Source organism: Amycolatopsis sp. N2S4-7 (genome assembly GCF_058119595.1).
In genome coordinates this window covers 10,301,261-10,314,001 of record NZ_CP172299.1, presented here as the reverse complement: position 1 = coordinate 10,314,001, position 12,741 = coordinate 10,301,261, and the positions used below count along the sequence as shown (strand labels likewise).

The window sequence follows — 12,741 nt, the reverse complement described above, 5'->3', positions numbered from 1 at the left end:
CGACGCAAGGGTTTCGACGACACCCAGGACGGTGACGATCCCGCCGATGACCGCGACCGCACCCCCGGTGACGTACACTCCTCGGTGACGCACCGTGATGAGTCGTCGACATCCGGGGGAGGGTGGGTGTTCGGGAACGGGACGCGCAAGGTCCAGGAGCCGGGGGACGAAAAGGGCGAGCCGATGCGCGCCGGATGCCACGGCGATCCGGGCACGCCCGCCGACTGCGAGCGGCACCGTTGACGGGATCGTACGAGCGCGCCCAGGCGCATCTCGACGCCTACGAACGCGCCGGGCGGCCCGAGGACCTGGCCGCGGCGGTGGAGGGATTCACCGCGTTGTCGGTCACCCGGCTCGACGGGCCCGTCGCGAACGGGCTCGGGACCGCCCTGTGGTCGCGGTACGAGCGGTACGGCGATCCGGCCGATCTCGACGAAGCGGTCGGCCTGTTCCGGCGGGCGGTCGACGAATGCCCCTTCTACGACACCGAACGCCTGCCGTCCTACCTGGCCAACCTCGCCGGCACCCTGCGCCTGCGGTGGCGGCGGACGGGGTCGGAAGCGGACCTGGTCGCGTCCGTCGCGGCCTGCCGCGAGGCGGTGGACATGACGCCGCCGCAGCACCGCCGGCGGTCGGCGAGGGTGAACAACCTGGCCGACGCGCTGTACGCCCTGCACGTCCACCGGGCCGACAGCTCGGCACTCGACCAGGCCATCGCGCTGTACCGCGAAGCCCTCGAAACGGCCGCGGGCTACTCCGACGACCTCGTGTACGCCCGCTCCAACCTGGCCGAGGCGCTGAGACGGCGGTTCCACGCCGACCGGGACCTCGCGACCATCGACGAGGCGGTCGCGCTCGCCCGCGCGGCCGCGGCGTCGTCGAACCCGTTGCTGCTGCACCGGTTCCGCGCCAATCTCGCGCGCACCCTGCTCACCAGGTACACCGCGACCGGACGGCCGGAAGACCTGCGCGCCGCCGCCGAGCCGGCCCGGCAAGCCCTGCGGGCGACCCCGGACGGGCACCCCAACCGGGCCGAGCGGTCCGCCGTGGTGGCCGAGATCCAGCGGCTGGCCCTGGTCGCGGGCGCGGGCGTGCCCGACAGCGCGCCGCACCGGTTCACGCCCGGGTTCGCGGGCCGGGCCAACCTGCCGCTACGCCGGCGCCGCGTGCTGCGCAAGCTGCTCCGGGCGGCGGAAGAAGCCGTCGACGCCACGCCGCACGGGCATCCGTCACGAGCCGAGGCCCTGTACCGGCACGCGCTCGCCCTGGTCTTCCGGGGTGACGCCGGCGGGGCCGCGAAGCGGTGCCGTCAGGTGGCGGAGGAGGAGACTTTCCCGGCCCGGGACCGGGTCGCGGCGGCCCGGCTGCAGGCGTACGTGGAGCTGGACCGCGACGACGTGGCCGCGGCGCTGGCGGCGTTCGAGCTGGCGGTGGAGCTCCTCCCCCGCCTCGCGCCGCGGCGGGTGACCCAGGGGGATCGCGAACGGGCGCTCGCCGTGTTCACCGGTCTGGCTTCCGACGCCGCGGCGTGCGCCGTGCTGGCCGGCCGGCCCGAACAGGCGGTGGCGCTGCTGGAACAGGGCCGGGGCGTGATGCTGGGGCACGCCCTCGACGCCCGCACCGAGCTGACCGACCTGGCGGAACGGCATCCTGGGCTCGCGCGGCGGTTCGAGGAGGTGCGCACGGCCCTCGACCGGCCCGAAGGTGCGTCGTTCCTCGGCGGCGTGGCGGCGGACGCCACCGTTTCCGGCGCGGAGCGGCACACGCTGGCGCGGGAATGGGACCAGCTCGTCGCGGAGATCCGGGACCTCCCGGGCTTCGCACGGTTCCTGCGTCCACCGGAGGTCGGCGAGCTGCTGACCGCGGTGGCCGGCCACGGTCCCGTGGCGATGGTGAACGTGAGTGCCCTGCGCTGCGACGCGTTCCTGCTCGACGGCGGCGAGGTCGTCGTCGTGCCGTTGCCGGACCTGGGGCTGGCGGAGCTGGCCGAGCGCGCCGACAGGTTCCGGCGGCGGCGCCCGGCGGCGGCCGACGAGACCCTGGAATGGATCGCGAAGGTCGTGACGACCCCGGTGCTGCGGGCCCTGGGTGCCGACCGGCCCGCACCGCACGAAGAGCTGCCGCGGCTGTGGTGGATCCCGACCGGCCCGCTGACCGCGCTGCCCCTGCACGCGGCGGGCGACGCGCCGGATCTCGTGGTGTCGTCGTACGCCCCGACCGTTCGCGGTCTGGCGTCGGCGTGGCGCAGACCCGCGCTCACCGTGGCCGAGCCCGAGCTGCTGGTCGTCGCCGTCCCGGAAGCGCCCGGCGTGCCCGACCTGCCCGGCGCCGAAGGGGAAGCGGCCGACATCGCGCGCCGGATTCCCGGCGCGGTGGTGCTCAGCGGCGACCGCGCCGGGCGGGACCGGGTCCTCGCCGCCGTGCCGCGCCACCGCTGGGTGCACTTCGCCTGCCACGCCACGAGCCCGGCCGACGGGACCGTGGGGAGCCTGCTGCTGTGGGACCGCGACCCGCTGACGGTGGCCGACATCGCCCGGCTGCGGCTCGCCCGCGCGGAGCTGGCCTACCTCTCGGCGTGCGAGACGAGCGTGGCCCGGGCGGATCTCACCGACGAGGCCCTGCACGTCACGGGAGCGTTCCACATGGCCGGGTTCCCCCACGTCATCGGCACGCTGTGGCCGGTCGCCGACGACGTCGCCCAGCTCACGGCGGGCGGCTTCTACGACGCGCTGGTCACCTCGCCGGCCCCGGCCAGGGCCCTGCACGCGGCGGTCCGCAAGCTGCGCGACACGCACCCGGCGGTGTCCTGGGCACCCTTCGTGCACGTGGGCGGCTGACCCGCCGCGGCTCAGGCTTCCGGCCGGACCTCCGCGCCCAGGTCGCGGGCCTTGCGGAAGTCGGCGATCCGCCGCCACGCGAGCTGCGGCAGCACCTGCATCTGCCGCCGCGCGAGCGCGAGCTCGTGGAAGTCCTCCGAAAGGGCGTCCTGGCCGAGGTCGTCGGAAAAGACCTCCAGGAGCGTGGCGCAGAACAAGGTGCCGCACCCGGCACTCCAGCGGAGCAGATCGGTCTGGTCGACCGAATCCGGCGAGGTCTCCCGGATGAGGTCTTCACCCATCCGAGCGAGTTCGAGGGGATTCGCGGTGTCCCGGATCGTGAGCAGCTTCGCGATGAGGGTCACGTGCTCCGGCGCGGCGTCGAAGCTGCTCATGAGCCCGATCAGCGCCTGGACCTTGCCGGCGAGGTCCTTCCGGACCAGGGTTTCGGTCACCGTGGCGAGGCTGGGCTCGTGCACCCTCGCGGCCACGTCGATCACTTCGACGGTGTAGCGGTGAAGATCGCGCGGGAGCCCGCCCGAAAGGCAGTGGATCAGGTAGCAGAACTGTTCCGTGATCCCGGTGACCCGCGACGCCAGCCACTGACGGCTCTCGTCGAGGCTGAAATGCTCCAGCCGCACCATCTCGGAAAAGGCGCTGTCGAACGCGTCGCGGATCCCCAGGCCGCGCTGCTCGAAGTTGAGCACCGCGTCGTCGGAGACCGAGACGACGAACAGGCAGTCCGGAACGCCGAACACGCCCTTGATGTCGTTGATGAACTGCTGGGCCTTCTCCGGCTCGCCGATCTTGTCCAGTTCGTCGATGGCGATCACCATCCGATCGATCACGCCGTTGTCCCGGAGCGTCTCCGAGCTCTCCTTGGCGAAGGACCGCAGCTTCTCGACGACTTCCGGATGCGTCAGCTGCTGTTCGGCCCGCTGCGTCGACCAGGTCCGGCCGGCCTCCCCCTTCAGCGGCAGGCTCAGCTTGCCCGACCAGCCAGTGGTGTGCGTCTGCAGGAACCGGGTCTCGGCCAGCTGCCGCAGGGCGTACGCGCGAAGCTCGAAGAGCTCGTGACGCAGCCGGCGCCGGACGGCGAGCACGGCCAGTTCGATCGGCGTCACCACCACAGCCCAGGCGATGCGCCAGGCGACCAGACCGATCAGGCCCAGGGCGATGCAGCGGGCGAGCGGCTGAGCGTGCCACAGGACCGTGACGGACGACGGCAGGTCCGCGACCGCGGCGGCGGCCAGCGCCCGGACCTCGGCCACGGCCTGGGGCAGCGGCCCGCCCCAAAGCAGGAAGGCCGCGCCGAGGTGGACGAGCGAGACGACGAGGAACCGGAGCAGCACGACCGCACCGCGGCCCAGCGCCGCCCACCGTTGGCCCGGGCCGTCCGGCAGGAGGGGCGCCAGAACGCCGTTGATCCGGTCGATCACGGTCCGGCACAGCAGGGCGTGCAGGTGGAGCACGAAGTCGCGCGCCTCGTACTGGGCCGGCGCGGAAGCCATGACCACGAGCGGCGGCACGCCGCCCCGGCTCAGCCTGCCTTCGTTCAGCGCGGTGATGGCGGTCGTCTTGCCGACGCCACGCGAACCGGCGAGGGCCACCGCCCCGGACCCGGCCCGCTCGGTGATGCGCCGCAGCCGTTCCGCGCCGGCGGTCATGATGGTTTCCCCGCCGTCGGCGTCGCCGAGCCCCGAGACGCCGGCGTGCACGAGCTTGGTGCCGAAGCGAACCGACCGGTGGGCCCGGACGAACTCGTGGACCGCCGGCACCACGATTTCCGCCAGCAGGTGCTCGCGCCGGGCGCCGATGCGCAGCAGGTCGGGATGCGGCTCGATGGGCGCCCGGTCGTCGCTGAGGCCGAGGAAACCCGGTGCGTGCCGCCCGATCGTCCGGAACGACAGCACGGCCACCGCCAGCAGACCGGCGACCGCGACCACGTGCAGGGGCAGGGGCAACCGCGGCCAGGCGGCGCGCAGCAGCGAGAGGTAACCGATGTCGCCCGCCACCACGACGGCCAGCAGGACGAACTGGCCGGGCGACAGGTACCGCAGTCTCGCTTCCGGCTGTGCGCGGTGCTCGTCCGCGCGGACGAGCCGGTCCTGCTCGATGCGGATCCGGCCGGTGAGCGAGTCGTCGGCGAGCAGGGTCAGCCGGACGTCCTGCCGCTGCAGCTGCTCGCCGGCCAGGGCATCGACGACGTCCGGATCGGCGAGGGCGTCTTCGAGGAGCACCCGCAGGGCGAGCCGGGCGGACCAGGTGTCGAAGTCCTCGAAATCAGCGCTCCGGAGGTAGACCGAGGTTTCGTCGTCCGGGCGCTCCGCCCGGGTCTCCCACTCGTCGTCCTCCACGTCCTCGAGTTTCCTGGCCCGCAGCAGGAACACCCCGAGGGCGCAGCACACGAAACCCACGCCGAGCAGCGGAACGGACTCCGGCTCCAGAGTGTCCCCGAGCGTCACGTACACGATGAGGGAAAGTCCGGTCAGCGTGAACAACGCCAGAGGTACGGGCACCGGGCAAGTGTGCACCAACCGCGGGCCCGCACAGGCTGGTCGACACGCGCCCGGGGTCGGCGCGCGACCGCACGCACATCCCGGCCGCCGCCGGGTTATGGGAATCCGGCGGAGAAACGGTGACCGGCGGCCGCGCCACCTGGCGTTGCGGCGCAGAGGAAGTGGTGGGGAATTGGCCGCTGCCGGTGCGGCGTCCATCGTGGCCGCCCCTCCGGTGGCGATGCGCGGACCGGCCGAAGGCAGGGCAACGGCGGGCCCTCACAGGCTGGCCGGCACGCGCCCGGGGTCGGCGCCGAATCCTCGGAGCAGGGTGTCCACGATCAACGTCGTCAGGGCGTCGATGTCCGCGTCGGCCGGTCCGCCCTGGGACACCTCGTGGATCAGCGCGTAGTAGCAGCGGCGCGCCCACTCGATGTCGACGTCGGGGCGCAGGAGCCCGGCGGTCCGGGCGCGGCGGAACAGGCGGTCGCACTTCTCCAGGACGTCCGCGTGGACCCGGGCGATCTCCGGATCCGCCGCGCCGGCGGCCCGGGTCATCGCGAAGCCCCAGCCGATCTTGACGCGGAGCACGTCCGCCGTGACCCGGTACAGGACCACCAGGGGTGGCGCCGTGTCGGAGACCGCGCCGTCGACGGCGGCGGCGAACTGCCCGGTCGCCCATCGGGTCAGGGCGTCGGCCAGGGCTTCGCGCGTGGCGAAGCGCCGGTGGACGGTGGTGCGGGCGACTCCGGCGGCCTCGGCGATCTGTTCCATGGTGGCCCGGGGATCGGCCGAGAGCACGCGCTCGGCGGCCTCCAGGATCGTGCGCACCGTCCGTTCCACGTCGGCGCGGAGCGGCTTGCCGCCGACGGGAGAGTGCTGCGTCGTCACCCGAAGACACTACATCGCGGTAGCGTATCGGCGCGACTTGCATCATCAGTGTTGCATCTTATAGCTTAGGCGCATCGCACGAGACGCAATCAGGAGGCAAGGGATGGATCTGCAGCTGAGCGGGCGAACCGCCGTCGTGACCGGGGCCGGCCGGGGGATCGGGCTCGCCACCGTCGCGGCACTCACCGGCGAGGGCGTGCGCGTGGTCGCGGCCGCCCGGACGGTGACGCCGGAGCTCGAGGACCTGGGGGCGATCGCGGTCCCGGTGGACCTGGGAACGGCCGACGGACCGGCGCGGCTCGTCGAGGCGGCCCTGGCCGAACTGGGCGAGCTGGACGTGCTCGTCAACAACGTGGGCGGCGGTGACGGCGAAGCGACCGGCGGCTTCCTGTCCTTCGACGACAACCAGTGGACGGAGCTCTACAACCTGAACCTCTTCGCCGCCGTCCGCACGACCCGGGCCGCGCTGCCCAGCCTGCTGCGCCGCGGCGGCGCCGTCGTCAACGTCTCGTCGAACGGTGCGCGGATGCCGCACGCCGGCCCGATTCCGTACACCACCGCGAAAGCGGCCCTCACGGCGTTCGGGAAGGCCCTCGCGGAGGAGTTCGGACCCCAGGGCGTCCGCGTCAACACGGTGTCCCCCGGCCCGGTCCGCACGGCCATGTGGGAGTCGCCCGGCGGCTACGGCGCCCAGCTCGCCGCCTCGCTGGGCGTGACGCGGGAGCAGCTGGTGGCCGGGCTGCCCGCGACGATGGGCATGACGACGGGACGGCTCGTGGAGCCGGCGGAGGTCGCCGCGCTGATCGCCTACCTTGCTTCGCCGCTCGCGGCGAGCACCACCGGAGCCGACCACGTCATCGACGGCGGGGCGATCAAGACGGCCTGACGGCGGGCTAGGGCGCGTCCTGTAAGTGGTTGATCTGGGTGTCTGGTAGCTATGCGCGGTGGTTGGTCGCGGTGAGTTGACGAATAAGGCGTGTGCGGTGATCGATCCGTCGCTGCCGCCTCAGTAAGGCGGTGGCGGGATCACCATCAGGTGATCAACGCGATCCTGTGGAAGCTGCGCACCGGTGCCCCGTGGCGTGACCTGCCCGAACGCTACGGGCCCTGGAAGACCGCGCATGAACGGCTGCGGTTGTGGACCAAAGACGGCACCTGGGACAAGATCCTCGACCACGTCGTCGTCAAAGACGACGCCGTCGGCGACCTCGGGTGGATCGTCTCGGTGGACTCGAGTGTGGTCCGGGCGCATCAGCGTGCTGCCGGAGCCCGGAAAGGAGGGATGCAGCGACGGCATCGAAGCCCTCGCCCTCGACGGGAAGGACCTGGGCGGTTCCGCGGCGGGCTGAGCACGAAGATCCACCTTGCCGTCGAGGGGCGTGGCCTGCCGATGCGGATCCTGCTCACCCCGGGTCAGGCCGGCGACAACCCGCAGTCGCTGCCGCTGCTGGATGGCATCAGCGTCGCCCGCATCGGACCAAGCCGGCCTCGCTGCCGCCCGGAGACGGTGATCGCAGACAAGGCGTACTCACATCCCTCGACCCGCCAGGCGATGCGAGACCGGCAGGTCGCCTTCGTCAGCCCGACGGGACGATCAGGTTGCCCGGCGCGCCGCCAAGGGCTCCCGCGGCGGGCGACCACCCGAGTTCGATGCCGAGGTCTGCAAGCAACGCAACGTGGTCGAACGCTGCTTCAACCGGCTCAAACAGTTCCGTGATCTGGCTACCCGCTACGCCAAACGCGCTGCCTATTACCAGGCCGAACTCCCCATCGCCGCCATCGCGCTCTGGCTCCGATGACTTACAGGACAGCTCCTAGGCCAGTTGCTGGGTGCCGATGACCGCCAGCAGCTGCAACGCCTCGTGGGCGGGGGTGCCGGGTTCGGCCGTGAACAGCACCACGTGCTGGTCGCGCTCGGGGACCAGCAGGATGTCGCAGTCGAGGGTGATCGGGCCCAGCTGGGGGTGCACGATCGTCTTGGCCAGCCGGCGGTGGTCGGACACCTCGGGATCGGGCCACAACGCCGCGAACTCGGGACTGTGGCTCAGCAGTTCCCGCACCAGCCGCTGGGTGGCTTGGTCGTCGGGGTAGCGGGCCGCGGCCGCGCGCAGGTGGCCGGCGGCGAACCGGCCGAAGGCGCCGTCGGGGTCGGCGATGCCGTAGTGGCGGCGCGCGGGGTCCGGGTCGAGGAAGTAGCGGCGGATCATGTTGCGCTCGCGGCGGGGCCGGGCCGAGAAGTCCTCCAGCAACGCCGCGGCCAGGGGGTTCCAGGCCAGGACGTCGTACTTGGCGTCCAGCACGACCGCCGCGGTCTGCGGCAGGCGCTCGATCAGGTCGAGGATCCGGTCCGGCACCTCGGCCGACGGGCCCGGCGGCTCGGCCTGCTGCCCGCCCAGGGTGTAGAGGTGGGCCCGCTCGGCGTCGTTGAGCCGCAGCGCGCGCCCGAGCGCGGCCAGCACGGGCCGCGACGGGTGCGGGCCGCGGGCCTGCTCCAGCCGCGTGTAGTACTGCGTCGAGATGTTCGCCAGCTGGGCCACCTCCTCGCGGCGCAGGCCCGGCGTGCGGCGGGGCCCGGCGGCCGGCAGCCCGGCCGTCTCCGGGGTCAGCTTCTCGCGGTGCAGCCGCAGGTACCGGCCGAGCTCGTGCTTGTCCACGCCCCGAGTGTCACCCGGATCCGGCGGGCCTGCCAGGTATCGCCAGGGCCTGCCACCCGGCCCGGCGGCGGCGCACGGTGGACGTCATGACCCGCACCGGACTGCTCACCGACAAGATCGCCCTGGTCACCGGCGCCAGCCGCGGCATCGGGGCCGCCGCGGCCCGCCTGTTCGCCCGCGAAGGCGCGACCGTCGTCCTCGCCGCCCGCACCGAAGCCGCGCTCGAGGACCTCGCCGAGGACCTCCCGGGCGCCTCCTACGTCGTCACCGACCTCGGCGACACCACGAGCGTCGAACGGGCCGTCGCCACGGTCCTCGACCGGCACGGACGGCTCGACATCGCGTTCAACAACGCCGGGGTCGGGGTGCCGCCGCACCCGATCGCAGACTTCCCCGAAGACGACTTCGACCTCGTCATGCGGGTCAACCTCAAGGGCGTCTTCTACGCGGTGGCCGCGGAAGTGAAGGCCATGACCGCCGGCGGGGCGATCGTCAACACCAGCAGCGTCGGCAGCCTGATCGGCAACCCGGCGCTGCCCGCCTACGGGGCGGCCAAGCGCGCGGTCAACAGCATCACCGAGTCCGCGGCCGTCACCTACGCGCCGGCCGGGATCCGGGTCAACGCCATCGCCCCGGGCCTCACGATCACCGAGATGGTCGAGGACTGGAACCGGCACGACCCCGGGGTGATCGACCGGATCGTCGCCGGCACCCCGCTCGGGCGGGCCGCGGACCCGGCGGAGATCGCCGAGGCGGCGGCCTGGCTGCTCAGCGACCGCGCGTCCTTCGTGACGGGCGTGGTGCTGCCCGTCACCGGGGGAACCGCCGTCTGACGCGCTCCCCTACGCCACGGAGGAGGCGGACTCCACGGGCTGGTCGGTGAAGAAGCGGGCGGCCAGATCGGCGACGTCGGCCGCGCGCTCCAGCACGACCCAGTGGTCGGATTCCTCGAGGGTGAGGAACCGGCTGCCCGGGATCGTGGCCGCGAACTCGCGCTGCCGTTCGGCGGAGGTGATGGAGTCGTGCTCGCCGGCGAACACCAGCGACGGCACCCCGGACAGGCCACCGTCGAAGGACGGGCTGCTGATCATCGAGCGGCGCAGGTACTCCATGACGTCGGGCACGTGGACGGCGACGTGGAGCATCGACCGCCTGACGTACCGGTACACCAGGGAACGCCGGGGAATGTGGCGGTCCTCGTCGAGGCACAGCTGCATCCGCGCGGCCACCGTCGCGAAGCTTTCGGTGTCTCCGTTCGCGAGGTGGCCGGCCGCCAGGCGCAGCGATTCCCGTTGCGCGGGGCTGGTGTGCGACACGACGCCGCCGAGCACCAGCCGCGCGATCCGGTGCGGATTGCGTTGCGCGCAGGCGAAAGCGAGTTCCGCGCCGTAGGAATAACCGAACAGGTTGACCCGCGGCGCGCCGAGGTCGTCGAGGATCCGGTCGAGCGCCCTGCCCATGAACGCCGTGCCGGCGCCGGGTGGCAGCGGATCCGACGTTCCCATGCCGGGCAGGTCCGCCGTCACCAGGCTCGCCACGGGCGTGATCCGGTCCTCCATGTGGGACCAGCCGCGGCTGCCCTGGAACCCGCCGCCGAGCACGACCACCGGTTCGGTCCGCGGGGCGGGTTGCCGGAGGAGCCGGTAGCTGTACCGCGTCCCGTCGACGACCAGCGGACGGACAACTTCCTCGTCCATGCTCTGCTTTCTGCTCCGAAACGGTGCTCAGGTGCTCTTCGTGAGGACGAGGGCGGCGTTGTGGCCGCCGAAGCCCATCGAGGTCTTGACGGCGCACTCGAACCCGGCGGGCCGGGCTTCCTTGGCGACGACGTCGATCGGGATCCGGAGGTCCCGGGTCCGCAGGTTGGCCGTGGGCGGCACGATCTGCCGCTCCAGCGCCAGGACGGTCAGCGCGGCCTCGATGCCGCCCGCCGCGCCGAGCGCGTGGCCGGTCATCGCCTTGGTCGAGGTCACCAGCGGGTCTTCGCCGAGGACCCGGTGCAGCATCGTGGCTTCGATGAGGTCGTTCATCACCGTGGAGGTGCCGTGGGCGTTGACGTGGCCGACGTCGGCCGGCGCCACGTCCGCGTCCGCCAGGGCGGTCCGCAGCGCCCGCTCGATCCCGGTGCCCTCGGGGTCCGGCGCCACCGCCGCGTAGGCGTCGCTGGACGCGCCGTAGCCCGCGATGCCCGCGCGGACGCGCGCTCCCCGCGCCGCGGCGTGTTCGGGTCGCTCCAGGACGACGAGACCGGCGCCTTCGCCGACGACGAACCCGTCGCGGTCGGCGTCGAAGGGGCGGCACGCCGACGAGGGATCGTCCCGGCGGGTGGAGACGGCCCTCATCTGGCAGGCGCTGGCGATCAGCAACCGGGAACACACGGATTCGGCGCCGCCGGCGACGGCGATGTCGCACGCCCCGGAACGCAGCAGCTGCAGGGCGGTGCCGATCGCGACCGTGCCCGAGGAGCACGCCGTGGAGACGCTCAGGCTCGGCCCCCGCGCGCCGAGGTCCATGCAGACGCTGCTGGCGGCGCTGTTCACCGTGGTCATCGGCGCGAGTTTCGGCGAGACCCGGCGCGCGCCCTTCTCCGCGAGGACGGTGCTTTGCCCGTCGTAGAACGGAAGACCGCCGTGGGCCGACCCGATGACCACCGCGACGCGGTCCGCTTCCCACACCGAGGTGTCGAGCCCCGCGTCCGCCACGGCTTCCCGGGCGGCGATCACGGCGAGCTGGGAAAACCGGTCCATCATCCGCATGGCCGGCACGCCGAGGCGGCTTTCCGCGTCGAGGTCGTCGATGGTGTACAGGAAGTCGCAGGAGAGGCCGCGCAGTTCCTCCCGGTGGCGCACCCCCTGTGGTGCCCCGGGCCGGGTCACCCCGCGCCACGCGGCGTCGGCGCCCACGCCCGCCGCGGTGACGAGCCCCAGCCCGGTCACCGCCGCGGTCAGCCGGTCGCGGGAACGCGCCGTCATCCCGCGGTCTTCCCGTCGACGACCGTCGCCAGCTGCCCCACGGTCTCCCGGGAGGTCAGCTGGACGTCTTCGAGGTCGATGTCCAGGCGTTCCTCGAGGAGCACGCGCAATTCTTCCAGGCCGAGAGAATCCACCCCCAGGTCACGCAGCGGCGCCTCGGGCCGGACTTCCCTCGGTTCCACGCCGAAGTTCCTGATCAGGAGGGTGGTGATCTCTTCTGTGACGGTCACGCTGCTGCCGGCTCCCATTCCATCTCGGCACGGCCACCCTGCTTGTGGCCGTGACGCAGTACATCGTCATATGCCCACGGACCAACCTTTATACTTGATTGCGCGGGAAATTCCGCTTCCTTAGCTCGATGGAGTGAACTCGCCGGCCGGAAAGCCGTCGATGACTCGCGCGGCGATCTCCGCGTCCAGGGGGCTCGTGTCCGGCCCGGCCGGCTCACCCGGTGGCCACCAGCGGAAGCCGAGAGCTTCCTCGCTGAGGGTGAGCCGGGGCGCGGTGGCGAGCCCGGTCCGGTAGACGGCCAGGAGTTCCCGGCGCGCGGGCCGGGTCAGGCGGAACTCCGCCACGGCGGCGAAGGTCAGCGCGACCCCGTGGATCCCGGTTTCCTCGGCCAGTTCGCGGGCCGCGGCCCGGCGGCAGGTCTCCCCGGGGTCCCGCATCCCGCCGGGGAGTTCCCACTGCCTGCGCCGCTTGTCGAACGCCAGCAGGACGGCGGCGGAGTGGACGACCACGACCAGGGAAGCGGGAATCGGAACCGCCTCGGCGAGGCGCGGGAGGTCGGTTTCGGCGGCACGGCGCACGGCGAGCAGCACGTTGCCCGCTCGATCACGGAGGGGAAGCTCGGCCATGGTGCCATCCTCCCCCGGTCCGGGGACAACCGGGCGGGAACGCCCGCTCCCTC

General features: G+C 72.7%; 10 protein-coding genes and 1 pseudogene. 4 read left to right on the top strand and 7 right to left on the bottom strand.

Annotated features, from left to right (window positions below; genetic code table 11):
- Positions 1–239 precede the first annotated feature (239 nt).
- Positions 240–2,837, top strand: a complete 2,598-nt coding sequence (locus tag ACH54P_RS48715; RefSeq protein WP_489910123.1) for a CHAT domain-containing protein — start codon at positions 240–242, stop codon at positions 2,835–2,837.
- Between the two features lie 11 nt (positions 2,838–2,848).
- Here the strand turns inward: ACH54P_RS48715 and ACH54P_RS48710 are convergent, their stop codons facing one another.
- Positions 2,849–5,335 (bottom strand): hypothetical protein, encoded by a 2,487-nt coding sequence (locus ACH54P_RS48710; protein WP_489910122.1) that lies wholly within the window; start codon positions 5,333–5,335, stop codon positions 2,849–2,851.
- 258 nt (positions 5,336–5,593) lie between these two features.
- A complete protein-coding gene (locus tag ACH54P_RS48705; protein WP_489910121.1) occupies positions 5,594–6,205 on the bottom strand; it encodes a TetR/AcrR family transcriptional regulator in 612 nt (203 codons plus the stop codon).
- A 103-nt stretch (positions 6,206–6,308) separates the two neighbouring features.
- Between ACH54P_RS48705 and ACH54P_RS48700 the strand changes: the two genes are divergently transcribed.
- Together ACH54P_RS48700 and ACH54P_RS48695 are read left to right on the top strand one after the other, a co-directional pair.
- Complete coding sequence (locus ACH54P_RS48700) at positions 6,309–7,091, top strand: SDR family oxidoreductase (RefSeq protein ID WP_489910120.1); 783 nt, start codon at positions 6,309–6,311, stop codon at positions 7,089–7,091.
- Positions 7,092–7,149: 58 nt separating this feature from the next.
- Positions 7,150–8,004, top strand: a pseudogene (locus ACH54P_RS48695) (IS5 family transposase).
- 15 nt (positions 8,005–8,019) lie between these two features.
- Here the strand turns inward: ACH54P_RS48695 and ACH54P_RS48690 are convergent.
- A complete protein-coding gene (locus ACH54P_RS48690) occupies positions 8,020–8,859 on the bottom strand; it encodes a helix-turn-helix transcriptional regulator (RefSeq protein ID WP_489910119.1) in 840 nt (279 codons plus the stop codon).
- A gap of 86 nt (positions 8,860–8,945) precedes the next feature.
- Here ACH54P_RS48690 and ACH54P_RS48685 point away from each other — a divergent pair, with 86 nt between their 5' ends.
- The gene (locus ACH54P_RS48685) at positions 8,946–9,692 is read left to right on the top strand and encodes an SDR family NAD(P)-dependent oxidoreductase (protein WP_489910118.1); all 747 of its coding nucleotides are present in this window, start codon (positions 8,946–8,948) and stop codon (positions 9,690–9,692) included.
- A 9-nt stretch (positions 9,693–9,701) separates the two neighbouring features.
- On the opposite strand, the gene ACH54P_RS48680 is transcribed toward ACH54P_RS48685, so the two are convergent.
- The 4 genes from ACH54P_RS48680 to ACH54P_RS48665 form a co-directional block, all read right to left on the bottom strand.
- Positions 9,702–10,556, bottom strand: a complete 855-nt coding sequence (locus ACH54P_RS48680) for an alpha/beta fold hydrolase (RefSeq protein WP_489910117.1) — start codon at positions 10,554–10,556, stop codon at positions 9,702–9,704.
- Between the two features lie 27 nt (positions 10,557–10,583).
- Positions 10,584–11,831, bottom strand: a complete 1,248-nt coding sequence (locus ACH54P_RS48675) for a beta-ketoacyl-[acyl-carrier-protein] synthase family protein (RefSeq protein ID WP_489910116.1) — start codon at positions 11,829–11,831, stop codon at positions 10,584–10,586.
- Complete coding sequence (locus tag ACH54P_RS48670) at positions 11,828–12,061, bottom strand: phosphopantetheine-binding protein (protein ID WP_489910115.1); 234 nt, start codon at positions 12,059–12,061, stop codon at positions 11,828–11,830. Before ACH54P_RS48670 ends, ACH54P_RS48675 begins: the two co-directional genes overlap by 4 nt.
- A 120-nt stretch (positions 12,062–12,181) precedes the next feature.
- Entirely contained in the window at positions 12,182–12,688 is a 507-nt protein-coding gene (locus ACH54P_RS48665) for an NUDIX hydrolase (RefSeq protein WP_489910114.1), read from the bottom strand.
- Positions 12,689–12,741: the final 53 nt, after the last annotated feature.